Source organism: Leisingera sp. ANG-M1 (genome assembly GCF_000813745.1).
Lineage (GTDB): Bacteria > Pseudomonadota > Alphaproteobacteria > Rhodobacterales > Rhodobacteraceae > Leisingera.
Genome location: NZ_JWLC01000001.1, coordinates 41,460 through 67,140, shown reverse-complemented (window position 1 = coordinate 67,140; position 25,681 = coordinate 41,460). Strand labels below are relative to the sequence as shown.

Annotated in this window: 30 protein-coding genes and 1 tRNA gene; 16 read left to right on the top strand and 15 right to left on the bottom strand. The window is 56.1% G+C overall.

Translation table 11 applies throughout. The annotated features are described in order from the left end of the window. Window positions 1–85: 85 nt before the first annotated feature. From RA19_RS00385 to RA19_RS00375, 3 genes are all read left to right on the top strand, one after another. Window positions 86–556 (top strand): Lrp/AsnC family transcriptional regulator, encoded by a 471-nt coding sequence (locus tag RA19_RS00385; RefSeq protein ID WP_082020417.1) that lies wholly within the window; start codon window positions 86–88, stop codon window positions 554–556. Window positions 557–611: 55 nt separating this feature from the next. Next, the gene (locus RA19_RS00380) at window positions 612–1,217 is read left to right on the top strand and encodes a tetratricopeptide repeat protein (protein ID WP_039158496.1); all 606 of its coding nucleotides are present in this window, start codon (window positions 612–614) and stop codon (window positions 1,215–1,217) included. Between the two features lie 107 nt (window positions 1,218–1,324). Continuing rightward, window positions 1,325–1,410 (top strand) — tRNA-Leu (locus RA19_RS00375). 111 nt (window positions 1,411–1,521) lie between these two features. On the opposite strand, the gene RA19_RS00370 is transcribed toward RA19_RS00375, so the two are convergent. The 10 genes from RA19_RS00370 to RA19_RS00325 form a co-directional block, all read right to left on the bottom strand. Beyond that, window positions 1,522–2,568, bottom strand: coding sequence for a tyrosine-type recombinase/integrase (locus RA19_RS00370; RefSeq protein ID WP_039158494.1), 1,047 nt, complete (start codon window positions 2,566–2,568; stop codon window positions 1,522–1,524). Beyond that, window positions 2,565–2,774 carry a helix-turn-helix transcriptional regulator gene (locus RA19_RS00365; RefSeq protein ID WP_039158492.1) on the bottom strand — a complete coding sequence of 70 codons (210 nt, stop codon included), beginning with the start codon at window positions 2,772–2,774 and terminating at the stop codon, window positions 2,565–2,567. The genes RA19_RS00370 and RA19_RS00365 overlap by 4 nt, the downstream gene beginning before the upstream one ends. Before the next feature lie 86 nt (window positions 2,775–2,860). Next, window positions 2,861–3,496: a hypothetical protein gene (locus RA19_RS00360; protein WP_039158490.1), complete on the bottom strand. Its 636-nt coding sequence runs from the start codon at window positions 3,494–3,496 to the stop codon at window positions 2,861–2,863. A gap of 24 nt (window positions 3,497–3,520) precedes the next feature. Next, the gene (locus RA19_RS00355; protein WP_039158488.1) at window positions 3,521–3,862 is read right to left on the bottom strand and encodes a DUF968 domain-containing protein; all 342 of its coding nucleotides are present in this window, start codon (window positions 3,860–3,862) and stop codon (window positions 3,521–3,523) included. Further along, on the bottom strand, window positions 3,859–4,269 hold the full coding sequence (locus RA19_RS00350; RefSeq protein ID WP_039158486.1) for a hypothetical protein: 411 nt from the start codon (window positions 4,267–4,269) through the stop codon (window positions 3,859–3,861). Before RA19_RS00350 ends, RA19_RS00355 begins: the two co-directional genes overlap by 4 nt. Then, window positions 4,269–4,958, bottom strand: coding sequence for a hypothetical protein (locus RA19_RS25590; RefSeq protein WP_052261582.1), 690 nt, complete (start codon window positions 4,956–4,958; stop codon window positions 4,269–4,271). The genes RA19_RS00350 and RA19_RS25590 overlap by 1 nt, the downstream gene beginning before the upstream one ends. Then, window positions 4,955–5,656 (bottom strand): lambda exonuclease family protein, encoded by a 702-nt coding sequence (locus RA19_RS00340; protein ID WP_039158484.1) that lies wholly within the window; start codon window positions 5,654–5,656, stop codon window positions 4,955–4,957. Before RA19_RS00340 ends, RA19_RS25590 begins: the two co-directional genes overlap by 4 nt. Before the next feature lie 110 nt (window positions 5,657–5,766). After that, on the bottom strand, window positions 5,767–6,048 hold the full coding sequence (locus RA19_RS00335) for a hypothetical protein (RefSeq protein ID WP_039158482.1): 282 nt from the start codon (window positions 6,046–6,048) through the stop codon (window positions 5,767–5,769). Between the two features lie 2 nt (window positions 6,049–6,050). Next, window positions 6,051–6,407: a hypothetical protein gene (locus RA19_RS00330; protein ID WP_039158480.1), complete on the bottom strand. Its 357-nt coding sequence runs from the start codon at window positions 6,405–6,407 to the stop codon at window positions 6,051–6,053. A gap of 3 nt (window positions 6,408–6,410) precedes the next feature. Further along, complete coding sequence (locus RA19_RS00325; RefSeq protein WP_039158477.1) at window positions 6,411–6,668, bottom strand: hypothetical protein; 258 nt, start codon at window positions 6,666–6,668, stop codon at window positions 6,411–6,413. Window positions 6,669–7,088: 420 nt separating this feature from the next. Between RA19_RS00325 and RA19_RS26395 the strand changes: the two genes are divergently transcribed. Continuing rightward, window positions 7,089–9,095 (top strand): hypothetical protein, encoded by a 2,007-nt coding sequence (locus tag RA19_RS26395; RefSeq protein WP_152615647.1) that lies wholly within the window; start codon window positions 7,089–7,091, stop codon window positions 9,093–9,095. 442 nt (window positions 9,096–9,537) lie between these two features. Here the strand turns inward: RA19_RS26395 and RA19_RS00320 are convergent, their stop codons facing one another. Beyond that, on the bottom strand, window positions 9,538–10,410 hold the full coding sequence (locus tag RA19_RS00320) for a hypothetical protein (protein ID WP_039158476.1): 873 nt from the start codon (window positions 10,408–10,410) through the stop codon (window positions 9,538–9,540). A gap of 252 nt (window positions 10,411–10,662) precedes the next feature. Here RA19_RS00320 and RA19_RS00315 point away from each other — a divergent pair, with 252 nt between their 5' ends. Next, window positions 10,663–10,881 carry a hypothetical protein gene (locus RA19_RS00315; protein ID WP_152615646.1) on the top strand — a complete coding sequence of 73 codons (219 nt, stop codon included), beginning with the start codon at window positions 10,663–10,665 and terminating at the stop codon, window positions 10,879–10,881. 358 nt (window positions 10,882–11,239) lie between these two features. After that, entirely contained in the window at window positions 11,240–12,214 is a 975-nt protein-coding gene (locus RA19_RS00310) for a GAF domain-containing protein (protein ID WP_039158471.1), read from the top strand. 494 nt (window positions 12,215–12,708) lie between these two features. Here the strand turns inward: RA19_RS00310 and RA19_RS00305 are convergent, their stop codons facing one another. Then, the gene (locus RA19_RS00305) at window positions 12,709–12,969 is read right to left on the bottom strand and encodes a helix-turn-helix domain-containing protein (protein WP_039158469.1); all 261 of its coding nucleotides are present in this window, start codon (window positions 12,967–12,969) and stop codon (window positions 12,709–12,711) included. Between the two features lie 86 nt (window positions 12,970–13,055). Here RA19_RS00305 and RA19_RS26390 point away from each other — a divergent pair, with 86 nt between their 5' ends. Together RA19_RS26390 and RA19_RS00300 are read left to right on the top strand one after the other, a co-directional pair. Continuing rightward, on the top strand, window positions 13,056–13,292 hold the full coding sequence (locus RA19_RS26390; protein WP_152615645.1) for a hypothetical protein: 237 nt from the start codon (window positions 13,056–13,058) through the stop codon (window positions 13,290–13,292). A gap of 94 nt (window positions 13,293–13,386) precedes the next feature. Continuing rightward, on the top strand, window positions 13,387–13,839 hold the full coding sequence (locus tag RA19_RS00300; RefSeq protein WP_039158468.1) for a hypothetical protein: 453 nt from the start codon (window positions 13,387–13,389) through the stop codon (window positions 13,837–13,839). 2 nt (window positions 13,840–13,841) lie between these two features. On the opposite strand, the gene RA19_RS00295 is transcribed toward RA19_RS00300, so the two are convergent. After that, window positions 13,842–14,087, bottom strand: coding sequence for a hypothetical protein (locus RA19_RS00295; RefSeq protein ID WP_052261581.1), 246 nt, complete (start codon window positions 14,085–14,087; stop codon window positions 13,842–13,844). Between the two features lie 224 nt (window positions 14,088–14,311). Between RA19_RS00295 and RA19_RS00290 the strand changes: the two genes are divergently transcribed. The 8 genes from RA19_RS00290 to RA19_RS27330 all read left to right on the top strand — a co-directional run bounded on the left by RA19_RS00290 (window position 14,312) and on the right by RA19_RS27330 (window position 19,165). Next, a complete protein-coding gene (locus RA19_RS00290) occupies window positions 14,312–14,584 on the top strand; it encodes a hypothetical protein (protein WP_152615644.1) in 273 nt (90 codons plus the stop codon). After that, complete coding sequence (locus RA19_RS00285) at window positions 14,584–14,796, top strand: hypothetical protein (protein ID WP_039158463.1); 213 nt, start codon at window positions 14,584–14,586, stop codon at window positions 14,794–14,796. Before RA19_RS00290 ends, RA19_RS00285 begins: the two co-directional genes overlap by 1 nt. Beyond that, a complete protein-coding gene (locus tag RA19_RS00280; RefSeq protein ID WP_039158460.1) occupies window positions 14,793–15,170 on the top strand; it encodes a hypothetical protein in 378 nt (125 codons plus the stop codon). Before RA19_RS00285 ends, RA19_RS00280 begins: the two co-directional genes overlap by 4 nt. Next, window positions 15,170–16,066, top strand: coding sequence for a helix-turn-helix domain-containing protein (locus tag RA19_RS00275; protein WP_039158457.1), 897 nt, complete (start codon window positions 15,170–15,172; stop codon window positions 16,064–16,066). The genes RA19_RS00280 and RA19_RS00275 overlap by 1 nt, the downstream gene beginning before the upstream one ends. Further along, a complete protein-coding gene (locus tag RA19_RS00270; protein WP_152615643.1) occupies window positions 16,063–16,275 on the top strand; it encodes a hypothetical protein in 213 nt (70 codons plus the stop codon). The genes RA19_RS00275 and RA19_RS00270 overlap by 4 nt, the downstream gene beginning before the upstream one ends. Continuing rightward, a complete protein-coding gene (gene nusG / locus RA19_RS00265; protein ID WP_039158452.1) occupies window positions 16,272–16,880 on the top strand; it encodes a transcription termination/antitermination protein NusG in 609 nt (202 codons plus the stop codon). The genes RA19_RS00270 and nusG overlap by 4 nt, the downstream gene beginning before the upstream one ends. Window positions 16,881–17,084: 204 nt before the next feature. Further along, window positions 17,085–17,447 (top strand): helix-turn-helix domain-containing protein, encoded by a 363-nt coding sequence (locus RA19_RS00260; protein WP_039158450.1) that lies wholly within the window; start codon window positions 17,085–17,087, stop codon window positions 17,445–17,447. An 854-nt stretch (window positions 17,448–18,301) separates the two neighbouring features. Then, window positions 18,302–19,165 carry a hypothetical protein gene (locus RA19_RS27330; protein ID WP_241478999.1) on the top strand — a complete coding sequence of 288 codons (864 nt, stop codon included), beginning with the start codon at window positions 18,302–18,304 and terminating at the stop codon, window positions 19,163–19,165. A 38-nt stretch (window positions 19,166–19,203) separates the two neighbouring features. On the opposite strand, the gene RA19_RS00250 is transcribed toward RA19_RS27330, so the two are convergent. Both RA19_RS00250 and RA19_RS00245 read right to left on the bottom strand, forming a co-directional pair. Continuing rightward, window positions 19,204–21,762 carry a DUF3131 domain-containing protein gene (locus tag RA19_RS00250; protein ID WP_039158447.1) on the bottom strand — a complete coding sequence of 853 codons (2,559 nt, stop codon included), beginning with the start codon at window positions 21,760–21,762 and terminating at the stop codon, window positions 19,204–19,206. Further along, window positions 21,759–25,178 carry a glycosyltransferase gene (locus RA19_RS00245; RefSeq protein ID WP_039158444.1) on the bottom strand — a complete coding sequence of 1,140 codons (3,420 nt, stop codon included), beginning with the start codon at window positions 25,176–25,178 and terminating at the stop codon, window positions 21,759–21,761. Before RA19_RS00245 ends, RA19_RS00250 begins: the two co-directional genes overlap by 4 nt. Window positions 25,179–25,681 lie beyond the last annotated feature (503 nt).

Below are 25,681 nucleotides of genomic sequence, written 5' to 3'. Positions count from 1 at the left end.
ATACACCCTTTCTGGCAGGACAATTGCCTAAAGGTGCGGTATACGTAGTTCGTGATCATAAAAATTCCAGCAAATGGCAGTCCAAATGAACTCTGCAGATCTTGACCGGTTCGACCGCGCGATTCTGAATGTCCTGGCTGAGGACGGCCGGATCTCCATTGCCGATCTCGCCCGCAGGATCGGCCTGTCCAAGACCCCGACCCAGACCCGGCTCCGGCGGCTGGAGTCGGATGGCATCATTACAGGCTACCGGGCATTGGTGGATCCGATCCGGCTGGGGCTGGACCATGTGGCTTTTGTCGAGGTGAAACTGAACGACACCCGCGAGGCCGCGCTGGCCAAGTTCAACGCTGCAGTGGCCAGGCTGCCGGAAATCGAACAGGCCCATATGATGGCCTCGCATTTCGACTACCTGCTGAAAGTGCGCACAGGATCGATGACCGATTACCGCGCGGTGCTGGGCGAGAAGATTTCTTCGCTGCCGCATGTGGCCTCGACCTCCACCTATGTGGCGATGGAAGCAGTGAAGGAAGACGGGGCAATGGGGCCGCTTTGACGCTGCGCACGGCCAGTTGACTTGATCGCTGCTGCAAATGTGCCAGCATAGGAGAATGCTGTTATCTGTAATCCAAGCTCCGTTCCGGTCCGCGTCTGCTGTCGCAGCCGCGGTCTGCCTTTTTGCGGGTGCGTCAGCCGCCGCAGCGGACTGCCCCGCCGCACCTGACCACAGCACACCGCTGGATGCACTTCTGAGTGAGGTTCAGCAGGCCGAAACTGAAGGCCAGGCGCGCGAGATCGCCGGCAGAATGTGGGAGCTTTGGGCCGATGCCCCGGATGAGCAGGCGCAGGAAATACTGAACCGGGGCATGACCCGGAGGTCGTCATTCGACTTCCTCGGGGCGCTGGCGGACTTCAATCAGCTGATCGCCTATTGCCCGGACTATGCAGAGGGCTACAATCAGCGCGCTTTTGTCCACTACCTGCGCCGGGATTTTGCCTCTGCCCTGATAGATCTGGACAAGGCGCTGGAACTGTCGCCCCGGCACATCGCGGCCATGAGCGGCCGCGCGCTCTCGCTCTATGGGCTGTCACGGCTGGACGAGGCGCGTGTCGCCCTGGCTGAAGCGCTGGCGCTGAACCCCTGGCTGCCGGAGCGTCATCTCGCCGATCCGGGCGGCCCGCTTGCACTGCCGGGGGCCGGGGATGTGGAACTGTAGCTTTGCCCGCACCGCGGGAAAATTTTTCCGCAAACTTCGAAAACCGATTGTCCGCGCCAAAACAGGAGGCTAGACCTGCCCTAAGGCGCCGTGCTCCGGCGCTTTGTGCGGACGTGGTGGAATGGTAGACACCGGAGACTTAAAATCTCCTGGCTTTATGGCCGTGCGGGTTCGAGTCCCGCCGTCCGCACCATTGATTTCAAAGGGAAAATCGCGATCTTGGTAAGGGCGGAGATTGGCTCCATTTTGCCTTACTCCCACAAGCGACTCCCACATCCCGTTTTGTTTTCCTTCTGTTCTGCAGTCATTTCCGGCGCTGCTGAGCCGCGCGAGAAAGGGCCTTTCGGCTCGCCTTCTTGCGGTAATAGGCGACCATCTCAGGGCTTTGATTGGTGACTGCCTGGATTTCGGCGTCGCTGCAGCCAGCCTCTGCAAGCCGGATGATTGCCAGCTTCCTCAACCCGTGCAGCACATACTTTTTGGCCTTAGGGCCTAGCTTCCCGCGCCAATTGCGGAAGGCTGAGGACACCGCATAATACCCGCGGGGCTGGGTCAGGTTCTTTGCGAGCACGTGGGCTCCCTGGCGCGGGGCATCTGCAATGAACTGGCGCAGAGCAGCAGGGCAGAATACCTCGATCCGCTCATCGCTCTTCTCGTCCAGAACACTCATCCAGTCGCCGTCGAAGTCGGAGAACTTCATGGTGATTGCAGCATTCGGGCGCTGGCCGGTGTTCAGGATCAGAAAGGCAGCGGTGCGCACTGTCTCAGGCGCTTCTTCCAACTTGTTGACCATCCATTCCGGCCAGGGCTCATATTCGCTTTGCTTGCCGAAATGATCGATACCTTTGGCCGGATTCGGTCCTAGAGGCCAATCCAGTTTGTTCGCACCGTAATTCCACAAGAGGCTGACCACTTGCAGATAGCGATCGGCCATGCGCGGTGTCTCTCCGAGTTTGGTGTGCGCAGCGCGAATTGCTTGCCGGGTTGTGTTGCGCACATCTTTACCCGCATTCTTCTCAAGAATGCGCTCCATGTCGCGGCGGTACTTTTGCTTTGTGCCTTCCGCTAGCTTGCCCTGAATGCGCGGATCGTTTCTCCAGGCGTCAATCAGCGCCCGCCATGTGTACTTTGCCGGTTTGGCCTGCTTCACATGCTTCCCGGACCGGCATTCCCAATAGAGCGCGTCCAGGCGCTCCGCGTCGCCTCGCCAGTCCAGTTTGACGGTCTTCTCTTTTCGCTTGCCGCCCTCAGTCCAAGTGACACGGTGGTACGGCTCCCAGGCATCCTGGCGCCTGTTCAGCTTCCAAGTCAGGTTTGGCTTTGTGATCCGTGGCTTGGCGGGCTTTCTCAAAGCTCAAAGTCCTCGGCTGGTCGGGCGGCCTCACCGCTCAGAATGGCCCGTAGATCGTCGGTGCGCCAGCGCTCCACGCCATCGGCCAAACGCACGGGCCGCGGCAGCGCGCCGCAGCTCACCAGCTTGCGGAAGCGCGACACGGACAGATCAAGATAGGCCGCAGCATTGGCTTCCTTGAACGCTGCCGGCTCATGCTTTCCCATCTATTTCATCTCCTGTAGTGCGGCGCGGGGGCAAGTGTGCGGTCTAACGGTCATACTGCCTTCTCCGTGGTGTCGACTTAGGTGACCTAGGCGGACAGCGCCGGTTCGAACTCAACCGGCATGAAAACCTCGTGGACAACCGGATGCTCAAGGAACGTCTCTTTCACCACGCAGCGATATCCCCGCCCAAGGGTTCCGAAGAGGCCGTAGGCTTTCCAGTTGCAGGGCGAGCTATCGCGGATGACCCCGCTGTCGCATTCGTAAGGGTCGGTCGAAATGCCGTGACAGGAAGGGCAGCGAAATTTCCTGCTCGGAATGAGGGCTTTGAAATCGGCAAGGGTAGCGTGAACCGGGATTTCGCTGATCGGCGGCAGCTTTGCGTCCTGATAGTAGTTGATGGCACTGTAACTCCGGTTGCGCTCCAGCGCGGCCAGAACCTCGTCCTGGCTAAGATCGAGGGCTGCGGCATATTCGGGGAGGACACGGGTCAGCAGCTTTTCCATGCTTTCCGCCCGGCGCTCTCCGGTTTCACCATCCCAGCTATCGCGACCCATCTGCTTGATCGCTTCAAGCGTGGCGCGGGATTCCTCGTTCAAGCAAAGTTCCATGATAATCTCCAAAGGGTCAAACTGCGTCTTGAAAGCAACCGGGCGGGTATTGCGGCAAAGAGAGTGAACCTGGCGGGCAGGTTTCATGCAGGACGCGGTGTGCGGCTGCTTCATGCTGGTTCGGGTGCCCGGTTGCTGTCATGGCGCAGTGCGGATGCGGTCCTGGGTGGCAGCGATCCAGTCCCGGTCGGAGCCGTACCATTCGACCCAGAGCGCGCGGTCGCGGTGGATGGCGGTTTTGGACGTGTCGAAATCGCCCTGGTGGTGGCCGTCGCAGAGGGGGATTGCCTCGTGGTCCGGAACGCGCTCGCCGCCGTGGCGCTCGCAGATCGGGTGGTGCGCCGTGGTCGGGGAAAGCTGGGTGTAGCCGAAAGCCTCGCAAATACAGCAGGGTAGGGCGCGGACTTTACGCAGGTACTCCGGGTTCGGCTTGGCCTTGGGCTGCTTGAGGCCAAGCGGCGGCTTGTTCATGATGTTCATTTCGCCACCTGTAGCCAGGGGTCAAAGCCCATCTCCGAAATGAAGCGCAGCTGCGCCTTGCGGAAGTACTGGGCGAACTGGCTTTCGTTCATCTTGCTGAAAGCCGTGGACTGCACGCGGATCTCCCATTGCCCGGTCAGAGGGCTGAAATACTCGTCGACATAGCCGCAGTATTTCTTGAGGTCGGCGTGCAGACGCTCGGTGGTGGGCCAGACGTCGCAATGCTCGATGGCGGTGTGCAGGCCCGCCCAATAGGCGGAGTTCCGGGGCAGGCCGCGGCCCTTGCGGGGCTTGGCGGTCAAAACCTGGCCGGGCACCAGATCCTCTAGCATCGGCGCGCTGTGCCGGCCGTAGGGTTCAAGGCCGCCCGGCGTCTTGATCAGCAGGATATCGGGAGCCTTGTCCATTACGCGGCCTGCTCACTGGTGTTGAACGGATCATCCTCGGTCACCGCGTCGTCATCCTCGGTGGCGGCCAGGTCGGCCTGCACTGCCATCTTCTGCAGCGCGTCGAGCTTGATCTCGGTGCCGGGCAGCAGACCGTTGACGACTTTGCGCGCCCAGTTGTCGTTGGCTTTGACCTTCTCGCTGTTCCACCAGGCGGTGAAAGCAGCCTTGCCGCGTTTCGCAGCTTTTTCAGCGTCATGCAGGACGGCGTTGATTTCCTCGGCAGTCGGTTCGGCGGGCATCTGCTGCCCCTGGGGTGCTGCCAGCGGCGTGACCGTGTGCTGCTTCTTCTTGCCCCGCGTTTCAGCGAGAAAGAACGACTGCGGCGCCTCCATGTGGGAAAGGTGCGAGATGCGGATGCCGCCGACCTTCATGCCGCCGTACTTCACATCGGGATCGAGATAGAGCGTCATGGAGCGGCCGACGTAAGCGGCGCTGTCATCACCCCAGACGCGGATCAGCAGCCGGCGCATGGTCTTGCAGGGCTTGAACGGCTTGCCGTTGTCGCCTTCGAACTGGATCCAGACGGGCTGTTCTTCGGAGGTGTTCACCCTAACGCCAGTCACGCGGATGGTGCGGTCGCCGCCAATCAGGTCATCGGCGTTCAGCTGGTCGGACTTGGCGGCGATGGTGTGCAGAATAGAGGTCACAGGATCATCCCTTCATAGTCGATACGTTCAGTGGGGGTGTAGACAGCGTCGTTGGCAGTGGCCGTGCGGTAGTCGGCGATGATGCCCTGCACGGTTTGCTCGAAGGCGCGGGCCGCCTCGCCAATGGCCGCCTGATAGTCAGGATCCGGCAAAACCCGGTGCACCATCATCGGCAGGCCGTGCGAGAAGCTGATGAAGTCGCACCAGTCGCGGCCGGACAGCAGGAGGCCGGCCTGTACCTGGGCCATGTAATCCTTGGGGATGCCTTCGCCGCGCTCGCGGGCGGTGATGCTGGCGATGTGCAGATGCGGGTCGCGGCTCTTTACCTCGATCAGCCCATCAGCGCCCACCAGGCCGTCAGGCGAGTAGCCGAAGTGCGGGAAGCGGTCGTTGGTGATGAAACCCACCTCGATCACCCTGGCGTATTTCCTGGCATAGAGCTCCCGGGCAACTTCCTCGTCGATATGGCCGCGCAGCATCTTCTCGGAGGTGAACAGATCTTCCTCCGGGATGCCGGTGATGCGCTGCACTGCGATCTTGTTGGCCAGGGCGCGGGTGTTGTCGTTTGCTGCCAGCTTGAGGGTCGGCGTCACGATCTCTTTGACTGCGCTGGCGGTCAGCACACCGCAGCGCAGCTGGTGCCATTCATCGCTGCCTTGCTCTGCGTTGTGCAGCTTGACGGGTGAAAACTGGTTCATGTCTCGCTCCTTTGGAAAAGACCCCCGGCGGCGCAGAGTTGCGGCAATGCAGCCGCCGGGGGTGAGTAGGGCGCCAGGACGTAGGACAGGAGGCGCCCGACTGGGGAGGTTCAGGGTGTCTGGTGCCACATGGTGCGCAGCGTCTCGGCGTGGCCGGTCAGCTGGGCACCGATGGAGAGGGCGCCGATAGCCATGCAGGACCAGAAGACGAGGCGGACAGCTGCGGGGCTGGACAGCCAGGGCTGAGGGCGCGGTGCGGGGTGCTTCCACGGCCCCTTGTGCCACTTGTGATCAACTCCCCGGCGGCGGCTGCCGTGAGTGGTGGTCTTTGCCGCCGGGGTGGAGGCGGCCAGTCGGCGCGCCTCGGAAATCATGGATGCGTCTTGTTTCATGCTCAGAACCAGCTCCGGCGCTCTGCAGCGGCGGCCTTGTCCAGAGTTTCCAGCAGGTCGATGGCCAGCGGGATGAAGCGGTCGGCGTTATCCCATGCGCAATACCAGTCGATAAGGTGGCAAAGGGCGTCTGCGCCTTCCAGGGCCACGCGCTGGGTCAGCGCTGCAATCGTCTCTTCCGGCTGCTCCTGATCAATCAGCACGTCGGCCAGATCGGTCAGGGCGCGCAGCGGGCTGTCGCCATAGCCGGTGATTGGCGAGCCGGGCTCAAGAAAGGCCGCGTGCGTGTCCAGGCAGGCCGGGTTGGGCGGGGTGAATGGGATCACAACGACGGTGAGGGCAGGGGCGCTGTCCAGCATCGGTTACGCCTCCTCTGCCAGGAGGTCATAAGCCTCATCCGGGTTGACGTATTCGCCGGTTTTAGCCGGCTCGAAGTCGTCGGCGCAGGCGTGGCAGACGTTGAAGCCGAAGGCGGCACGGACAGCGCGGGTGTGCTCTGCAGAGAAGTCGTCGCCCATGTGGTCGTCAAAGTCGGTGACGTCTTTGCAGCAGCCGCAGGTGAAAACCGGAGCGGCAACTTGGCCGGTTGCGATGCGGAACTTTTCAGTCAGTGCGTTCATCTCGGTTCTCCCTTTGCTTGAGAACTAAGATAATCCACAAAAGGTGGATGTGCAATGATAGAAACCACAAAAGGTGGATTTTTGTGCTGCTCTCGGCGGCCACCTAACCCGAGCGAAGGAAAATACTTAGTGCCTGGAAGGCGCGCGCATCAGGGAGGGACTGTGCATGGATCGTGGTGGGTCGGAGCGGGACGAAGCTGCCATTCGCCGCACATGCAGCCTGAGCGCCCCTCCCCCCAGGTGTCTGCTATGCGCAAGTAGACGACATTGAAGCTCTATGCAGCGGAAGACAGGGGCGAGCCCAATTTACCGGCTACTGCGCTTTACCCCTATGAAAAGTACGTCAGATCCTGCTAGTCTCATACCATAAAAAAAGACCAAATTGATAACTTAGATTCTAGATTGCTTCGAGGCTAGATTATGAGAGCTATATTTTTAGTTGTGCCGGCGCTATTGATTGCTGCCGCCGTTTTTTTTATTTATCCGTCAAGGGATGAGGTTCGCTCGATACTCGTTGGTGTAAGTGAGCTAGATCGTAGACATGAATCCATGACACGTTCGTATGCTGCTTACGTCAAAATGAACGACCCGAATTTAGTGGTTCAAGTGGATAGGGAAACCTTTCAGGATTTCCTTGTTCCGTACATTTCATCTGAATTAAGAAAAATTCGCCTTCCAGAAGGTGGTGATTTAGAGTTCAAGGATCCAAACTTCACCTTTGTCGAGCAAGGAATTATTTCTGAAGTTAGTTTCAGCGTGGCCTCTGATGAGTATCAAGTTAGCTTGTCGGGAACGTTGAATCTAATGGTAACTCCGTACGTAAAGGAAGGCAGTGTTTTTGTCATTCCTGCGGTTGTCGGGGGCGAGGTTAGCGCCGGAAGGCAATGGCCTTGGAGAAGTAAATTTGCTAAAGGTCTTGTTAATGCTGTAGTGAAGGAATTTGAGGATCAAATCAACGCAACGCATTACCTAAATCCTGTCGAGGTTAAAGTCGATCTTCGGGATATTAAATTGTTAAAAATGGATGATCTCTCGCCTGATAATGACTTGAAAGTTTCAGAAGGCCTGAGCTCAATGAGCTTCCATATTGAACATGCTGCCGTCCTCATTGCCCCAGAAGGCTTGCAGATAATGGCTCACATCGATGATGACGGTGTCGTTAACTACCTTAGTGAGGACGTCAAGTTGGATGTTCCTGCACCTGAAAGCGATTTTGAATCTGATTTTGAAAACTACAGACTTTCATTTTTGGAAACTAGAGAGAATTACTTCCCTGGCTTCGGGAGTTCTAGTGGAGCATCAGTTTCTCGTGAGTTCATTGCCAGGAAGATGAACAAAGCCTTTTCATCCGTGGATGGGAGTATTTTCGAGTTTGGAAAGACTATACATGATGTAACTGAGAACTTTAGCGCTCATCCTATGATTTATAAGAAAAGTCATGTTCATTGCGGCAGCGTGAAGCAAGATTGCGAAGCTAAAAGAAAAAGTTGTCAAAGCACTAGAAGTTGCGCGAATACAAGCAGTTGCGCTGGTCGAAGCTGTGCGAGAGACTGCAGTAAGTTCGATCTTTTTTGTAAGGCGAAGGCAGAAGCTTGTCGCAACGAAGAACGGATCAAATCTGAAGCCTGTCGGGTTGCAGCACGAGTGAAAGCAGAGACTTGTCGCAATGAAGAACGTGTCAAGGCTGAGCTTTGCCGAGCAGGGCAAGATCTAGAGGTCAAAAACTGTAAGCTGAATAATGAGACTAAAGTAGCCGCTTGCAAGACAGAGCTAGAGATATTGAGAGTTGTCGAAGATTTCTTAGACATAGGAGAGATTGACGGAACAGTGAAAGTATCTAATATATCGGCGTCTGCGCAGGTTGATGAGATTATTTTTGATAGCAAACTACAGGAGGCAGTCATTGTTTCCGATATTGGCGTCGATGGATTTATTAATGTCGACATTAACCTTAATCCAGAAGGCATCGGCCATCTAGCTTGTCTGTGGAAAGAAAAGCCTTCTATCAGCTCCCACATTTCGGCCAAACATTCTGGGTACGAAATGTCTTCAAGAATTGAATTTTCCAAAGGAGATTCCGAAGGTGTACTGATCGGCAGAGTTAATGTCGTTGGGGAGCCAATCAGGGTAGAAATAGAACCTTCCCCTTGGGAGAGTTTGACTCAGGACACGGGTTTTGCTTTGTCGTGTTCTGTTGCTGATGTTCTCCTTAAGGCTGCAAGCATTCTTGACCTTATTGATATAGTTAATCTTCCGGAAGAGGTTCGCGGGTTAATGATTGGAAGCTACACTCACTCAGATGTTAGTTTTGACTTTGACTTTTCTCTTGGGCGAATGGACTTTACTGTCGGAGACACAAGCATTGGTTTCTTCCCTAGTGTAGATGAACAGGCAATAAATTTTCTCTCTTCAGAATATGCGAATTAGAGATTTAGCAGAGTAGGAAAAATGCTCGCCACTAGCGTGACGTTTGCTCTGCGGCCCAGATCTGGCCGAGCGTCTATTGAATACTCGGTGTGAGGACGCGTGATCTCGTTCTAGGAGCTGCATGTTCGAGCCGAATTTCCGGTTCGCAGCTGCGGCGGCTTCCCCAGACTGGGCCTTGACTCATCAACATTGAAAGCCCGCTACGTCCCGCACTGACGTCTTTCCTTAGCGAACCTGTCAATGGTCGCTTAGCGCCGTTCGCGGCTTTCTGCACGCACGAGGAGCCACAAGTTGACCAATGACTGGTGAGGGTTCAAGCTCGCCCGCTCCCAGTTGCAATCCGTACCAAGCCGTAGCCCATTGGCCAGGTTCCAGGTAGGGCATAATGGGTCGGAAAGTGCATTGCGAATTACTTTGCGATTCTACAAATTTCTAGCGTGCATCACGGTAATGTTGGATACAGCGCACGCAATTGCGCCTCCATATCATCTGGAACATACGGCAACAGCGAGAAAATACAGGTGTGCTCGAGGTCGTCCATAGTGTCCCCTAGCTCAAAAGACCTTCCGAGAACTCGCGACAGGGCGGCAATAGTCATGCTCACCGCAAAGAAAAGTGCCTCGTGATGGGCAGAGAGGTTTTCTACCGTTTCACGTTTGCCGTTCTGAAGCGAGTTGAATAGAGCGAACCCATGAAATGACCCATGGATTATCTCGGAGCTGACATCATGTATCATCCCTTCGACACCGCCGAAGAACAGGCCTGCTCTGGCGTCGAAAGACGTTACCTCCTCTAGCATTTCCGCTCGGCTCTCTACAAAGCAAGGCCGTATGTTGGAACTTCCTCCAAACATCTCCAACGCGGCGGCAACTTGCGGGTCTTTTCTTGACAGGCGGGGCTCCCGAGATACACGAAGAACGATGCCTCCAGCTTCATGTGCCTGTGTTTGGGTTCTAAACGTTTTGTAGACTGAATATAACTCTGCTTTCTTCGCACGTTCAGGACCACCGACACACGTGAACGCCGCGACCAATAAGGTCTCATAAAACACCCGTGAGAGAGCGATTCCCTCTTTCAGCTTAAGACTTAGCTTCTCAGTCAGGGATAAGATGGATACCAGGGAATTTACCCCAGAGAGAAGATGTGTGGATGCTACGCGCACCACCTGCTTTTGCTCTTCAGTAACTTCAGTCGCACCACATACGATCAACTCGACGTTGGCTCTGTGGAGCGAGAGGGCAAGTTTTTGGAGAGCCGCATGCTCCTCAGCATGCTTAGGTGTTTCGAACTCCTCCACAAATACTTGACTGCTCATTGAAAATCCTATTTTGGGCGATACCGACAATGTCAACTGTTGCCTAAAGTCGCTACAGCTTCCAGCCTTCCTTCTATGACCGCTTTTTGTGGAACCGGCATGCTGCAGCTGCAGCGCAAGCTGTTCTGGGCAATGGCAGAATTGGGCTCCTCCTGACCACCTTTCCGTTCCACGGAGGATGGTCGGATCGAGCTCGTTGTGCCATCTAACCTGTACGATACACTGCAGTGCCTATGTATGGAGTTTCGAGAAATGAAGAGCCTGAGTAAAGCACTTGCAGTTGCTCTGGCCTATCTTGAGACCAGAAGTGAGAATTGCACTGAAGATGATGACTTGCGGGCAATGGAAGATGCAGCAGCATACTTAAACTCAGCCACCCAAGAGGAGAGAGCAGCAATGGCCGAGGCGTTTCGCGAGCTTAGTAAACCTGAGCTCATTGAGGGCTTTGGACTCGATGTGCTGCGGAACTGAACGTCCATTTTGGTATCAATGCGCTTGCCTTAGCGGGCTGCAGCGGATGGTTGGAAGGCCCTGGGCCTTCTATCTTACTGTGTTAAGGGAGGGACTTCAGTCAGCCTACAGGGCACGCTTTTGCATCAATATTGAGTTCAGGTTCGTTGTCGATCAGAATTTCAGCCGCGATCTCTTGCGGTAACTTGACGGAAAGCAGGGCGAGATAGCATCTTCAGTCTGGAGACACGTCCGGTCCGGCGTCGCGGCCTCTTGCTGATGGTCCTGAGTAGATGCCGAAAAACAGTAAAAACAGCGGGCTGCGGGTCAATCGTGCGTGATGTACAAGCACTCGTTTGACCAATCAGGAGAACTGAAGTTGGCCAAGCTATCTAATGACCTCGAGCTGCTTTCATCCAGAACCGGCCAAGAATTCCTGCAGACTTTTGTTGATCTCTTACAGGAGGTTGCGCAGGTGGATTTTATTGCAGTCAGTGAGTTAAGAGTAACTGATAGAGAGCGCTTTCAAGTTCAGGCCGGCTGGATGGATGACGAGTCGCTTGAGAAGTTTGAATATGACGCTTGTTTCACTCCTTGCCTTGAAGCGATCAAGAGCGCGAAACTAGTATTGGTCCACAAGGATGTGCAAACCGCATTTCCAAAGGATGACTTGCTCCAGCAAAAAGGCCTGGAGAGCTTCATAGGTTATCCGGTCTCAAATATAGATGGAGAAGTGATCGGCCTTATACAGCTTGGCTGGCGGCGTCAGACCTCCTCTGAAGAGTGCGATCAAATCCTTGACACAATCAGTGATTTTGCCGACCGGATAGCGGCCGAGCTAGAGAATTTGCGCATGATGCGGATCCTAAAGGCTTTGGCTCGCGGGCCGGACATGCATTCTTCAGGGGGAGTGTTCCACCTGATTACACAGCAGGTTCAGGCGCTATTAGGCGTTAATGCCGTGTTTGCGGCAGAGTGCTCGCCAGCTGACAAAAGGCTTTTCAACATTCTGGCTTATTGCGAAGGTGGGGAGTGGCTGCGAGAGATGGAAGGTAGATCTCTCACATATGAGGGCAGACCATGTGAACACCTAGAAACACTTGAAGAGTTTCGTATCCAGAGCGGGCTGGCGGATGCCTACCCAAATCAAGAAAGATACCGCACCGCTCCGTTTGACGCATACCTTGGTGTTCGGGTGGACGATGCCTTAGGAAACACGGTTGGGCATTTTGTCGCCTTCCACAACGCGCCCATCACCACGCACAAGCTAGAAACAGAGCTGCTTGCCATCTTACGGGACAGGTTAGGCTTCGAGATCCTGAGGCGCCGTTCGACTCTTCGCGAGTGTGCTTGAGATAGTGCTTAAATCTAGTTCGCTTTCTTTCCCGATCTATCCGTACGATCTGCCACCGCAAAGTGTTCAGATCACTTATCCTCAGGGATCATCCCTTGCTGATCTCATGTGAATGTCGCGTGTGGACTCGGCGAAAGCGGTGGTGATTCCACTAAATCTAGCGCCCGCATTGCGCTAATTGCGCACTTCATGCTCTGCGCCAGTGCTATATCTAGTGGCTTGCAATGTTCTCCGTTTGTTCCTATCTGGGGGCTGTAAAGTGAAGGATGAGCCTCGGTCCCAGACCTCGCAGTGCCCCTTGCTTCCCCATACCGCGTTGGCGGGAAATTTGGCGGCATATCCGCTGCGCCAAGAAAAGTCTGAATGAATGGGGGAAGTATGAGGCGACCGATTGAATACTCTGTTGTGGACGCAAGGCTAGATGCTCTGATCGAGCTGGCGGATCGCACAGGCTATTCGCTTGATGAGCTTGTACCGGCAATAGGTCGGTTGGATCAGAAGACCTTTAAGGCCTGCTGTGAGATGCCGTCCATCCTGCCGCGGTATATCGCGTCCAGGGTCAGTCCGTAGCGGTCACAAAGAACCTCGGCGGCTTCGACTGGGATGCGGCGCACTCCCTTTTCCCAGTTGTTGTATTGCGTTTGGCGAAAGCCGTGCTTCTCCGCCCAGGCTGCTTGCTTGAGATCTGAGAAGCCGCACCTGATAGCTTTCAGGCGAGCACCAATTTCTGCGTATTCAGGTTCATCTGCGGTCATACTTGCTTTTCACAAAATGTGGATTTTTTCTCAATCTCCGAATTGTGGTATGGACAGAATCCACAATAGGTGGATAAAATGCATCCATGAGCTACACTTCAGAGCAACTGATCAACAAAATTGGTAGGGAGAACATCTCCCTTCGGATTGGCGTCGGACTGACGGCGATCAGCAATGCTGTTGTTCGGGGTAAAATGCCTTCCAGCTGGTATGAGGGAGTGAAAAAGGAATGTGATCTTCAGGGCATTGAATGCCCAACGACGCTATTCTCCTTCAAACGGCCGCCTAAGCCAAAACCCCGGAAGCAGGTACGCCGCCAATGACCTGTTCCCTGGCGGCCAGTCCCCTTCCTTCCTCCGCACGTTCCCAACCTAGCGCACCACTTCCCACACCCCCAAAACAACGAGGTTGCTGAGCATGGCTGATCAAAGAGCCTACCTCCACACATTGGTGCGCGGCACCGTCGCCAAGCACTTCCCCGGCAAGCAGAACTGCGCGGCCCGGGAGATAGCCGAGTTCTGGGCGGGCAGGGAGCTAGAGGACCACGAGGTCGACTACGGCGGCTTCTCCCGCAAGATGAAGGGGTCCCGCGAGTTCACACTGAACGACGTGGTTGCCTTGATGTCGATCACCGGCAGCCGGCGCATCATCACGGTTCTGCAGCAGATGCAGGATCAGATGCAGACGCCCCTGGAGCCACGGGAAGCCCTGGCGGCCGCAGCTGCCAAGGAGGCGGGGGAAGCTGTCGCCGCGGCTATCGGCACGCACAATCACGCGACAGTGGCGAAGGAGGCCGGGGACGCTGAGCAGGCTTTCCGGCGGATCCGCGAGCAGGCGGAAGCTGAGCTTGGTGCGAAGGGGCAGGGGTGATGTCAGTTTCTAGTGAGAGGCTTGTCGCTGGGTTCTTTGTTGGCCATTTCCAATGCGCTTTGCAGGGCAGCGATCAGTTGCATTGCTGCGGCATTGCTGCACCTGAGGCGGCCCGTGACCGCCCGCCTTACCTCAACACTGCCGTCAGGCCTGGGGTCGAGCATGTTTGCCTCGAGTTCAATTTGGATGGATCCGGCGGCTTTGCCGAACGTGGTGCATCCGTCGAAGTACACAATATTGTCGCTCATTCTCCAGTTCCCCAAAAGCAAAACTGGCGGATCGTAAGCCAGAACCCCTTAACACCGCGACAACAGCCCCATCGCGCACTCGAAGCGCAGGGTGTTCGCAGGGGGCGGGCTGAGCCTCCCTGAGCCAGCCCCCGAGCCCCCAACAGAGGCAGTGGTCAGTCGAGCAGACCCAATCCCGACATTTTCAACGAGTGAACCCGACCTTGAGCACAGGAGGAATGCCTATGCCTATGAAAGATCCAACTCACCAGAACCTTGACGGTGGCGACCTGACAGCGCGCATCGCGGCGACAAAGACCGGCCAATGCACATGGGCGCGGCCGGATCTGAACAAGCGTTGCACAGCCTGCGCCCACTATCGCGACGGTGAGGTGACCAAGGGTAAGAACCAGGGTTTCGGCTTCTGCGCTCTGGTTCAGGTCCACACCAAGAAGAGGGGCAAGCTGTTCGATGGGGTCACTGCCTGGGCCTGCGGTCAGTTCGCGAGCAAGCACTGATGGCCGACGAACACCTGAAAGCAATCCCCAGCTCGGAAAGCGGCCTGCTTACCTTCCAGATGGACAGGGCAGGGTATGAGCTCTTTGAGCGTCTGCTGAAGCGTGCCGTGCCCGGCAAAGCTGACAACGCCGGGGTTTTCAAGCAGGCCAAAGACCGTGTTGACGGCGCCTTCTTTGCTGGCGCCTCTCAGATGGGGTGGCTGCGCAAATGACTGCCCTGATCCGCCCAGCCTCGTTTCAATCCGCCGGCGCCTGTACAGCGGGGCGCACTGTACAGGGGGCCGCTGCCGGCGACCCTCTGATGGAGCTCTTCGAGCATCTGAAACGGCAGGAGGCAGCCAAAGACCGGGAGGCCGAGCGCCTTGCAGCCATGATCGGTGACAACGGCGGCCCGCCACTGGTTGAGCCTTTCGGCATCAGCGCGCCCTGGTTCCAATTCGCAAATGCAGAAGAGGTTGAACGCTTGGCCAAGCTGCATGTGCGGATCGAACGCCGCCAGCTGATCCTCTCCGACGATATCGGCGAGCGCACCAAGATCATGAACCGCTGTATCCGCCGGATGCGCCGGGCAGCTGGGAAGAGCTGATGAGCAACCATGTGACCTCTCTCTTGCGCAGAAAGCGCCTAGGCGTCGGGTTTTCGGCCAAGTCCATCATCCTGTTGATGGGCGACCTGGCGAGCGATGACGGCTCCGGTATCTGGGCATCGAAGCCGACCATGGCGAAGGAACTGGAAACCTCGGACAGGACGGTCCAGCGCAATATCCATGCGCTTATTGAAGCCGGTCTCGTGAGCGAGGTCGGCAAGCGAAAGCACAAGAACGGGGAGACAATCGAGTACCGTATTGAGGTCGAAGCGGTGGAAATGTGCCCGGATTGCAAGGATGCACCCCCGACACAGCGTCACCGGTACACACAAGATGTAGAGCGCGAGGCACAAGATATAGCCCCCGACAGAGTGTCACCCCTGACAGAGCGTCACCCCACCCCCGACAGAGTGTCGGGGGTACCCCCGACAGAGTGTCACCCAAACCAAAAGAAACCAAATAGAACCTATTGCGCGGCTGACGCCTCGCACCACGGCGAGTTTGATTTTGGATCCTTCTTTGATCGGGTTTGGCGGGCCTGTCCGAACAAGGACCACTGGGCGGCTACCGAGGAGGCGGTCAAAGCACTGATCGATGCCGGCGAGCAGCCAGGCGATGTGCTTGCAGCGACCGAGGCCTACCGGAAGCGGGTTGCCGGCTACGATCCGCAGCGGATCAAACTCAGCCAGAATTTCTTCGCCGGTGATTTCTGGAGGGCGCATGTGCCGGCGGCTGAGAAGCGGGCGGATCCGCAGAAGGTTCTGGAGGCGCGGGCGGCCGACATCCGGGCCCGAAAGCCCTGGGCTCGCACAATCCTCCCCAGCCAGGCCGGGGAGTGCATCCAGGAAAACCTAATCACATTGGCAGAATGCCGAGCGGCGGGGATCAACGTTTGAGCAAGATCGACAGCAAGTACGAAGCCGAGCGCTTCGCCATCGAGACCCAGGACGAGCGCGACGCAGAGTACATCCTGGAGGTCATCATGCAGCGCCGGCGTTTTGCGCCCAAGACGCGCGATGAGCTGGCCATTGCAATTTCACGGGTCAGGGCAGGGCACCCGCTCCGCCATAAGCGAACAACCGGGCAGAAAAGGAACCGCGCATGACCTGGTACCTGGGCATCACAACCACCAAGAAAGTCACCCTCCCGCGCCACCTGCATTTCGAGGTGGAGACGGGACGGGGGGCAGAAACCGTGAGCCAGGAGCGCGGGGAGTTCGCCGTAGAGCGCCAGCTGCGGGCTCTCGGGATTGAGGCGTTCGCCCCGCGTAAGATCGAGTTCAAGCGCCAGGGGAAGAAACGCTACGCCGAGCCGGTGACCAGCGCCTACCTGCCGGGCTACATCTTTGCGGATATCCCGCCGGAGCTGTTTGCGCAGGCTGTGCAGTGCCGTGGACTGAATGCGTCGCTGATGACGGTGAGCGGGCAGGAGGTCCGCAGGCACGTGCAGCCATTCCTGAGCAAGGTCAGCGAGGAGAACGCAGAGGCGCAGCGGATCATCGATAGCCGGGACCGGGCGGCAATGTGCCAGTTTGAGCCGGGTGCTGCGCTGGAGGTGCTTGCAGGGCCGTTCATGGGGCGGATTGTGAGGTTCTCTGACATGGTTCAGGCGGCTCATGATGTGCATCCCGTGATCGAGGCGCGGGCGGAGATGTTCGGCCAGTCGGTGCGGGTCCAGATTGATCCATTGGATGTGAAGGGGGCTGCGTGAGGAAAAAGCGGGACTGTGTCGACATTCACTGCAAGTGCGAAATCCTGTTCCCTAGCAGTCACAACCTATCCCGGGCAATGTCCGCTTTCCGAGCTGCGCGACGTCAGCAACTGCTGAGCTACGTAGGGTGATGAATTCCATTAATTGAAAAGAAGTACCTGATAAGTTACCTGCTGGAACGAATTGGTTTCGTAGGAGCATGTCATGCCTCACACCGTTGACGTCCATGTTGGAAAGAGAATTCGCCACCGGCGTTGGCTAGTTGGGAAGACTCAGCAAGAATTGGCGTCCGCAGTAGGCGTGAAGTTTCAGCAAATCCAGAAGTACGAAACTGGGGCAAATCGCGTCAGTGCTTCTCGTCTGTGGGAGATCGCAGTAGCGCTCGACGTTGATGTTACCCACTTTTTCCAAGGCTTGGAAAAGACCAGGGAAGACGCAGCTGAAGGCCACCTTTCAGCAGAAACTCTGCAGTCCAAGGAAGCCGTTGATCTTGTCAGAGCTTTCTACAGTATTCCGGAAAAACAACGCGTTCAGCTCTCCGGTTTAGCCAAGGTGCTTACCGCCTAAGCTACGTCCATCAAAGGAGCGAGCGGCCCGCCGGGCATTCGCACCTGTGGAAGCTGGTACAGCGGACCGCTCTATCCCACCCCGGTTAGATTGGGACGTTAACAGTATAGAGCGACGGCTGCGGCTGTCCAATTAAGGAGAATTGCCGCGCCGCTTCGGGGATGGAGAAGTGCGGCGGCGGGCTGGGGATCAGGTGATCACCGGGCTGCAGGGTTCAATGGAAAAGCGGTCGTTCGGAGCCAACAATGGACCTTGATCGCTTGTTTGACCTTCGCTTGTGGAGCGCGACGAAATCGGCGCTGAGCGGCCTTCAGCAATAAGGCGGCATCGGCCACGAGACCGCCCTGTAGCAAATGGATTTGCTTATGGAATCCCTGTTCTCCAACAGCCTCGGACGTTGGCTGCCAAGGCCCGTGAAGATGAGATCCAGTCGTTCCTGAACCCAGGCTGAATCCGTTTGCTGGCAAACTCCCCCGTTTGGGATCTTTGGAGCGGGAGCCGCCACCTTGTCAATTTGCGCAGTGACCCATTGCAGTTTCTACCTACAATGTTGGGGATCATAGTTCGCTGACCCGTTCGAACTGATGTTGCTCTAGGACGTTTTGGGGAATGTGATGCAAATACCCAGTCCGGCTTCAGAAGCAATTTTCTTCGCTACAACACTCGTACAAATTGTTGACATCGTGAGGAAATGTCTTTCTGATGATTGAAGTTAGATGTTTACCAGAGCATCTAATCTCACCGACCCCCCAAGGGTCAGCGGCTCTGTTCGAATATGCAACTAAGTTGCAGTTTTTCGATCATCCGCACTCCCTATCTTCTACGCTTGGAAAGGTGAAAAGCATTCTAGTTGAATGCTCTATAACCGATTGAATTCGAAGCTTTCCATCAAGCGTGTCGGCATCTCTTTCAGGTTTGTTAGATTTCTCCGCGACAGACGGTATGCCGCCATAGTTTTTGAGAATGCTAAAATTTTCCCTTTTAATTTAGTGGTTTGTTTCCCCTTTGCATTCATTCTGCATTGGACGGCGGCTGCGATATCCAAGTTTTTGCGGCTTCCTGAGTACCCAGTTAATCAGGATGGTAATATGGCTTACAAAGTAACCAGACTTACGCTCATGTTTGGAGCATTGCTTACTGCAGCAGCTTGCAGTGTTACAGAAAGGGCAAGCGGCGGCCGCGTCGGGGTTCTTAGTACTCGGCTCGCAGTTGACGAAGGGTTTGCCGGTGAAATCGGTTCAAACTCCGGATATTTGGAAGAACAAAACATGAACGTATTTCTCACTGGCTATAGCTACTGGGACAATACTCCGCGCGGCTCAGCCCAAATTGCCAGGCCAGTGATCCACCGACAGGCGGGAGGAATAGGGACTTACGAGGATCCGGTTACACTCGCTGTAGGGCACGTAAGGCGAAATGGCCGTAGCTACATGGATTATCCAGCAGGTACCAAATTCTACATTAGAAACCTGCAAAGATACGCGATTGTCGAGGATCTGTGCGGGGATGGGCCGAAACCTCAGGCAGGTCCGTGCCATAGCGGCTATCAGGGGCATGACTGGCTGGACATCTATGTGGGCGGCAAAGGGATTGACGAAAGCTGGGTCGACAGCTGCATGAACCAAATCACCGGAATCCAGACAGTCATTCTGAACCCCCGGCCGGGTTACCCGGTTTCCCCAGGGGAAATTGCAGCAAGTGGATGCCGCACTTTCTAGGGCTATCGCGTAGTCTAGCTGTACAGCGCCTTGTCTGTTCAGAGCTTCCCGCCTGAGCTGACAAGGCGGTGGGCAATCGCCTGTAGAATCACACCATTTGTGTTCAAATCGGTATAGGCCTCGGTTGGCCGCCCGTTCTTCAAATAGATACTTGAGGCAAAACCATTTTTGGTTCTAGCGACACTTCTGGTGAAGCTTGTGAGTTTTTCTGAGTACTCATGAGGTTGATAAGCGGACCAAAGAAAGGCGGCCTTACTACTGATAGCAAGGTTCTCCTCGCGGAATTCAGGAGTTCGGTACTCCGGCTCTTGTCCGACGGTGTCAAACGCCCAAGTGCGCTTGGGAGCATCGAGCTGCAGACCCTGATAGAGAAACCAGGGAGATTTATCGATCGGACCTTCGGATACGCAGATCAGCCGACCTGTCTCCTGGAATTCTTCCAATTGCGCAGAGAACAGCACATCGGCAAGAAAGGCGCTTTCCCTCGACATCCCTAGCTCCATGGCTTCGAGCAAAAGCGGTTCAGCCCCAAATGGTCCGATCCTGGACGCAGCTTCAAGCAGTGCCATGCGGCCGTCGGCTGGAGTTCGGTCGGAAAGCACTTCATAAGGAGAATTGGCTGCCAGCCCCCACCGTCGGAAGGCCAAGGCGGAGTAGTGGGCGCTATGCGATACATAGGATGATTTCAGCTCGCCGTTTACCACTGAGTGGACTTCGCCGTCGATGATCACCTTTTGAAGGTCCCAGGAGGCAACAAGTTCCTCCAGCTGATCGCCGAAATTGCTGTGCCGGCGCAGATTGTCTAAGGCAGCGAGCAAACGGCCTGCATCGGAGCCGTCGAAGTTCTTGTTGCCCCACTTGCGGCGGTCAGTGCGTATCCACCCCTGTGGCAGGTGGCGGTTTTGGGACGTCCGGCCTGCGATATTGGGCAGGATTTTGCGGATTGCGGCTTCAAAACTTTGTTGACTTATCAAGCCGATCTGCCGTGCTGCCACCAAGCCGTTGATGTGGCTGCCGACATCCCACATGGTGACGGCCTTGTGGTATTGTCCTCCCGGTGCAAAATTTACTGTTGCCGGACAAAGTCCGGTTGCGGGATCCGAGAACTTTTCAATGTACTGCCAGGCCACTCGGGCATCTTCAAGCAACTCTTCCTGATCAAGGCCAGCAGGATGGCGGCGTTTCTCAAGCAGTTCTGGAGCAGCTGCGGAGGTTTTCCTCTGACGGGAGGGCAGGGGGCCGGCGGGAACGAGAGCGCGAACAAACTGTTCCAGATACAAGAACTGGGTCCCCTCGTCAGTGTGCAAGCCGCGCAGCCGGTCCTGCAAAGCTCGCCGATCTGGCGGAAAGGTGAAAGCGTCTGGATGCAAGAAAATGACTGCATCTGCGGTACCGGCGATCGCTTCATTAAATGACTGAACCGCGTCACCGCCGCTCACAACATGTTTTGGAAACTGCAAAATTCCCGTGCTGGCTAATCCCTGTCTTTCGGCGTCAGTGCCAGGGAAAGTAACGCCAATGCCTGGAATAGCCTGTTGAATCGTACGAAGTGCTGCGTCGCTTGTGCTTCCGGCTCTGATAGGCGACATACCGGGCAGGCTGTCGCCGGAACCGGTTCTTTTCAGAGGCAGTTCCGTTGGAACCCAAAACCCGGCTTCGCGCCCTTTTTCCGAAGGTCTTCCGGTGGAATGGGGAATCCCGGTTTCTCGGAGAAAGGCAGTAAATGCGGAATAGGCTGAAACTTGCAGTTGGTTTTGCTTTTGCGGATGCAGCACATGCAGGCAAATCGTTTTCTTGAACCGGTAGTTGTCGCGCAGCTGAATATCCGGAACCGGTAGCAGACTCAGATCCCCATCGAGCTCCCGCTCTGCAAGTGCGCGGGTAAATTGACCGGCGGTTTTCTTTAGCCGGTTCAGTGGCTGTCGCGCGAATTCTTTAGCGGACAGGTAAAGTAGATTTTGGCCTGAACCCTGTTCTGTGAATTTTGCCGGACCTGCGGTCTCCTGAAGAGTTTGCAGGCTGCCACCGAACAGCCTCACAACACCATTATCCCAGGTTTCTGAGCGGACCGGGCCGGGCTCGGCAGGCAGGGTTAAAACGTTGAGAATACCTGCAGAGCGCACACCGCGGGGTGGGTTCGGGTTTGCATGTTCGGCACATGCAATGCTTTGTACGGGCAATCCGGATTTTCGAACCAAAAGAGCAGGGCGGAGCATGCTCTTTATCGCGGATACCGCTTCAAAAACTGCGCGGGCCTGAAAATGCTCGGATAGCAGCGATAGATCATGGACGTAAGGCACGATATCGAGACCGCTGTTACCCAGCAGGTAGCCGTTCAAAACTTGTGCCAGTTTGCTTTCTGGGGACAGCGGGTGTCCATCTTTTCCGAAAGGGTCGACCACACATGCAAGAGGAATGTTGCGGTCGACAAAGGCATCGAGGACCGCAATGAGATGCGGTATGGAGAGGTCTTCGTTGAGGATTGAGGCAACCTGAAACGCCTGTGCAGGAGACCCCCGCAGCGATGAGGCCGTTCCGGGTACTGGGAAAAAGGCCGTGCTTGCGGCTGCAAATTTCAGGAAGGTTCTGCGTTTCATGTGCTTCCAGCTGCCAAACTATAACTCCGGCCTTGCCGTTTTTGTATACCCCAGCTGGCTAAGCGCCCGGTTACGGCACGCAGGATAGAGCGGATCACCGAAAAATACAGCAGGGGGCGGTAAACCAGCCGTTGCAGCGGGAAGAGGCACAGAGACCACATGCTTTCATCCTCATCTGACGAGATTGCAATCGCGGCAATCAGCAGCTCCATTGCCGGCAGGGTCAGATAGGCCCAGAGATACAGCGTTGATTGCACCGTCTGCGAGTCGCCAACTTCCGCAGCCCATCCGCCTGCAGCGAGATTGTAGAGCATTATGACTACAAAGAGATCAGCAATGGGAGCCAGAAGAGGAAAAATATAGCCGAACACAAACATGTCGGTAATGGAGACCAATCCAACCGACCGGCCATCAATGATTGCCCCTTTGTGCTTCCAGGCGCTTTGGAACATGCCGAAGGACCAGCGCAGTCGCTGTTTCAGAAGCTGACCCACCTTCTCGGGGACCTCTGTATAGGCCTTTGCCTTGGGTTCAAAGACCACGGTGTAGCCCGTGCGGTTCACCTGGATCGTTAGATCGGTATCCTCGGTCAGAGTCTCATCACTGAACAGTCCCGCCTTTCTGAGAGCCTCAACCCGCCATGCGCCGATAGCTCCGGGTACAACCAAAATGCCGTTGATAAGGTCAAACGCCTTTCTTTCGATATTCTGGGCGGTTGCATATTCAAGAGCTTGCAGGCGGGTAAGGATATTCACCCGGTTGCCCGCAATGATCTTGCCCGCCACGGCGCCGACTTTCGGGTCCATGAAGTGCTTCACCAGATGGGTTATCGCGTTCCTACGGATCTGCGTATCTGCATCGATGCACACAACAAATTCAGCGTCGCAGCTGAGGATCGCGCGGTTCAGGGCGCTCCATTTTCCTTGGTTCGGCTGCGAGATGAGACGCACTTCGCTTTTGTGTCCAAACTTGAGAACTTCAATGAGCGTGTCATCAGTCGATCCGTCGTCCACGACGATGACCTCAAGGTTTTTGTATCCGGATGCACGGACGCTTTCGACGCTCTGGGCAATCACTTTTGCTTCGTTGTGTGCCGGGATGATCACAGCGACTTTGGGCTGCCGCTGCAACGGTGTGAATCTTTCACGGCGGTTCATGAGTGCGAGAATCAGAATGCCTGCGGAGCGGAGGATGCCGATTGCGAGCACCGTCCAGAACACAAAGACCAGTGATTTCTGCGCAAACCACACCATTGAAAACGACACACGGTCAAAGGCGGGTGAACCGCCCTCGGCCACCGGCATCAATGCCGCTGGGGTGGTTCCCAAAAGATCGGCCAGTGTGGTGAATTCATAGCCCTTTTCCTTCAAGGATTGGATAATTGGGCGGACCGCGTTGACAGAGGCTGTGCGGTCCTGTCCGCCATCATGCAGAAGAATGACATTGCCATTTCCCTGTTCGACTTGGTCGATCACGAAATTTGCAATTTGACTGCTGTCCCACCCTTCCCAGTCCTTTGGTACGATTTCCATGCCGGCAATAACGAAACCGCGGTCTTCGGCTGCTTCCAGAGAGGCGACCCGCTCTGCGCTGATCGGACCGCCGCTGCGCTGAAAAGGTTCCCGATACAGCATTGTTTTCCGCCCGGAGGCCCCGGCCAGGATCTTATCCAGCAGAGCAAACTCCAAATCGACACGGGTTTGGGAAATCAGATCCATTCTGGGATGAGAGAAACTGTGGGCTCCGATTTCATGGCCTTCATCCAACATCCGGGCAACTAGATCGGGAGAATCCATGATGCTTGTGCCAACGACGAAGAAGGAACCTGGAACATCTTCCTGCTGTAGTATGTCCAGAATGTCCTTTGTGTATTTTTCGTGCGGTCCATCATCGAAAGTCAGTACCAGCTTTCGGGTGTCGGGCTTGCCGTATCGCTCGATGGAGTAGGGTTTGGGCAACAGGCTGTAGGTCTGGTTGCTGATCCGGCCAGTCCCGGCCTCGAATGCAAGCTGGCGCACGCCGCCCGATGCCCGCTGATCAATGCGGATCAATGCGCCCTGGCCTTGGTAGTTCACGTAGTTGTTGAGCTCTACAATTTTCAGAGCTGTGTCCAGAACTTCTTCGCCGTCATTCTGATGCCGTAGAATTTTCCAAATTCCGGGGTCTTCCATGCCAAGAGACCAGACTGCAACATTGGCGATGCCAAGCTCTTTCAGGCGGATCAGCTGATTATATGCGGACGCGGCATCCTGCATCCAGATCTTGCGCTGGTGCCCTTGTGCGTCGCGGTAGCGGCTCATGCTGTTCGAGACTTTGGCGCCGAAGTGCAATTCCGCACCGGCCGTTCCGATTCTGTGCATAGCTTCGGCATAGGAGAGGGTTTCCGGATTACTTACTCCGGAAGTCCATTCAACTGAAAAACTGCCAATGGCGACAACTAGCTTGTCCACTCCAATGAATTTTGCGGCTTGCGCAGCAGTGTCTTCAAACCAGCCATAGGGAGAGATCGGTCCCGGGACGGATTCTGCCCAAGGCTGATGAAAGAGTTTCAGGATTACCTGGTCAAAAAGCGCCGTCAGCTCCGTGTCCTTCCAGACAGTTTGGCTGCCGTCGAAAACGGTGCAGGCCGTCAGCTCGCGGGCACGGAATACCCCGGTTACACGCGACATTAATGGTTCAAGACGTCGGAATTTTTCAGGCTTCAGGCCGGTGAAGTCGAGGCAGGCGCCCTGCGCGTTCAAAGCCGTCACCGCGCTTGCCAGCCCTTCCGCGAGCGCCTCGGCCTGTTCCGGGGAGGAAACCCTTTCAAAGAAATCATCGTTCTGACCGCCGCCAACGAGCCGCACAGCGGGCAGCAGCTGTGGACGGGAAGCCGCGCCTGCAATGTATTCCTCAACGGCAATCCGGGTGTCTTTGCTGATCAGAGAGACTGCGGGGCGGCCCTGGTCTTCAACAATGCTGATCCATTCAGGAACGATGACCCCGGCCTGGCCGCAGCTATCATCCAGGGACAAAAAAGCCCATTCCGCGGACACAGGCACATGTGCGTATACCCGGGGTACGGATGTATCTGCCATTGCCGAGAAAAAAGGCTGTTTACGGCCCGCACTGCAGTCAGTGTTTGCCTTGGGGGAGGGCGCCGTGGATGTCAGATGTGTCAGGTTGCGGTAGTCGTATCCGTCTACGGAGGCAGGCTGTTGGCTGCTGCCGCTGAGAAACGGGTTCAGCTCACGGATGGCCGACTGCAAAGAGAACGATCCATTCAGAAAAAGGATGGTCCAGCAGAGGATGACTGTGCCTATAGCGATCAGAACGGCTCTTACGCGGCGGATTCTGATCCGCTTGGGATCATCGAATACCCGTGCAGAAGACGCGTGGAGTTCCAACTTATCCTGATGAAAGGCAAAACGCTTCAACGTCCGCCCCCCCGAGAGTAGCCGGACTGTTTATTAATGGCGGGCAGGCACACACCTGCTAAGCGCCTAAAGACACTGTTGTAAGCCACGGTCCCCCGACCCCCAAGCAAGCCAACACCGCCGTCAAAGGTGCGCGGGACCTGTCCCCACAATTCCCCAGCGCACATCAAGCAGATCAGGCAATAATGAAGACAATTTCAGGAGTGCTGACTTGCTTGTCAAAATTTTCTCAAATTTTTGTCGAATTTCCCGCATTCGGTCCAAATAGGGGTGACAATTCCCCGTGCTTCGGCGGATTGTTGAGTGGAATGCATAATGATTAGGCGAGCTCTGGTATTCTAACTGAGTCCTGACTGCCGTCAGAGCGTCTGCAAACCCAGGTCTGAGACCGCAGCGCGTTCGCGTTCTCACCGGTTGTCAGGCCACGCGAATCCTGCCCGCAGGCAGCGCGGGGTGAGTGTAGTTCAGGGATTGGAAACATTGCGCGCCCCGCGGCGGCTTTA

Bases quoted from the DNA above. Each gene is read 5' to 3' on its own strand.
- RA19_RS00285 (WP_039158463.1), top strand. From the start codon at position 14,584: ATGGCCGACGAACACCTGAAAGCAATCCCCAGCTCGGAAAGCGGCCTG.
- RA19_RS00275 (WP_039158457.1), top strand. From the start codon at position 15,170: ATGAGCAACCATGTGACCTCTCTCTTGCGCAGAAAGCGCCTAGGCGTC.
- RA19_RS00330 (WP_039158480.1), bottom strand. From the start codon at position 6,407: ATGCTGGACAGCGCCCCTGCCCTCACCGTCGTTGTGATCCCATTCACC.
- RA19_RS00260 (WP_039158450.1), top strand. From the start codon at position 17,085: ATGCCTCACACCGTTGACGTCCATGTTGGAAAGAGAATTCGCCACCGG.
- RA19_RS00320 (WP_039158476.1), bottom strand. From the start codon at position 10,410: ATGAGCAGTCAAGTATTTGTGGAGGAGTTCGAAACACCTAAGCATGCT.
- RA19_RS00355 (WP_039158488.1), bottom strand. From the start codon at position 3,862: ATGAACATCATGAACAAGCCGCCGCTTGGCCTCAAGCAGCCCAAGGCC.
- RA19_RS00300 (WP_039158468.1), top strand. From the start codon at position 13,387: ATGGCTGATCAAAGAGCCTACCTCCACACATTGGTGCGCGGCACCGTC.
- RA19_RS00315 (WP_152615646.1), top strand. From the start codon at position 10,663: ATGAAGAGCCTGAGTAAAGCACTTGCAGTTGCTCTGGCCTATCTTGAG.
- RA19_RS00385 (WP_082020417.1), top strand. From the start codon at position 86: ATGAACTCTGCAGATCTTGACCGGTTCGACCGCGCGATTCTGAATGTC.
- RA19_RS00365 (WP_039158492.1), bottom strand. From the start codon at position 2,774: ATGGGAAAGCATGAGCCGGCAGCGTTCAAGGAAGCCAATGCTGCGGCC.
- RA19_RS00250 (WP_039158447.1), bottom strand. From the start codon at position 21,762: ATGAAACGCAGAACCTTCCTGAAATTTGCAGCCGCAAGCACGGCCTTT.
- RA19_RS00280 (WP_039158460.1), top strand. From the start codon at position 14,793: ATGACTGCCCTGATCCGCCCAGCCTCGTTTCAATCCGCCGGCGCCTGT.
- RA19_RS00295 (WP_052261581.1), bottom strand. From the start codon at position 14,087: ATGAGCGACAATATTGTGTACTTCGACGGATGCACCACGTTCGGCAAA.
- RA19_RS00325 (WP_039158477.1), bottom strand. From the start codon at position 6,668: ATGAACGCACTGACTGAAAAGTTCCGCATCGCAACCGGCCAAGTTGCC.
- RA19_RS00380 (WP_039158496.1), top strand. From the start codon at position 612: ATGCTGTTATCTGTAATCCAAGCTCCGTTCCGGTCCGCGTCTGCTGTC.
- RA19_RS00340 (WP_039158484.1), bottom strand. From the start codon at position 5,656: ATGAACCAGTTTTCACCCGTCAAGCTGCACAACGCAGAGCAAGGCAGC.
- RA19_RS26390 (WP_152615645.1), top strand. From the start codon at position 13,056: ATGAGCTACACTTCAGAGCAACTGATCAACAAAATTGGTAGGGAGAAC.
- RA19_RS00360 (WP_039158490.1), bottom strand. From the start codon at position 3,496: ATGAAGCAGCCGCACACCGCGTCCTGCATGAAACCTGCCCGCCAGGTT.
- RA19_RS27330 (WP_241478999.1), top strand. From the start codon at position 18,302: ATGCTCTATAACCGATTGAATTCGAAGCTTTCCATCAAGCGTGTCGGC.
- RA19_RS00305 (WP_039158469.1), bottom strand. From the start codon at position 12,969: ATGACCGCAGATGAACCTGAATACGCAGAAATTGGTGCTCGCCTGAAA.
- RA19_RS00350 (WP_039158486.1), bottom strand. From the start codon at position 4,269: ATGGACAAGGCTCCCGATATCCTGCTGATCAAGACGCCGGGCGGCCTT.
- RA19_RS00335 (WP_039158482.1), bottom strand. From the start codon at position 6,048: ATGAAACAAGACGCATCCATGATTTCCGAGGCGCGCCGACTGGCCGCC.
- nusG (WP_039158452.1), top strand. From the start codon at position 16,272: ATGACCTGGTACCTGGGCATCACAACCACCAAGAAAGTCACCCTCCCG.
- RA19_RS00290 (WP_152615644.1), top strand. From the start codon at position 14,312: ATGCCTATGAAAGATCCAACTCACCAGAACCTTGACGGTGGCGACCTG.
- RA19_RS26395 (WP_152615647.1), top strand. From the start codon at position 7,089: ATGAGAGCTATATTTTTAGTTGTGCCGGCGCTATTGATTGCTGCCGCC.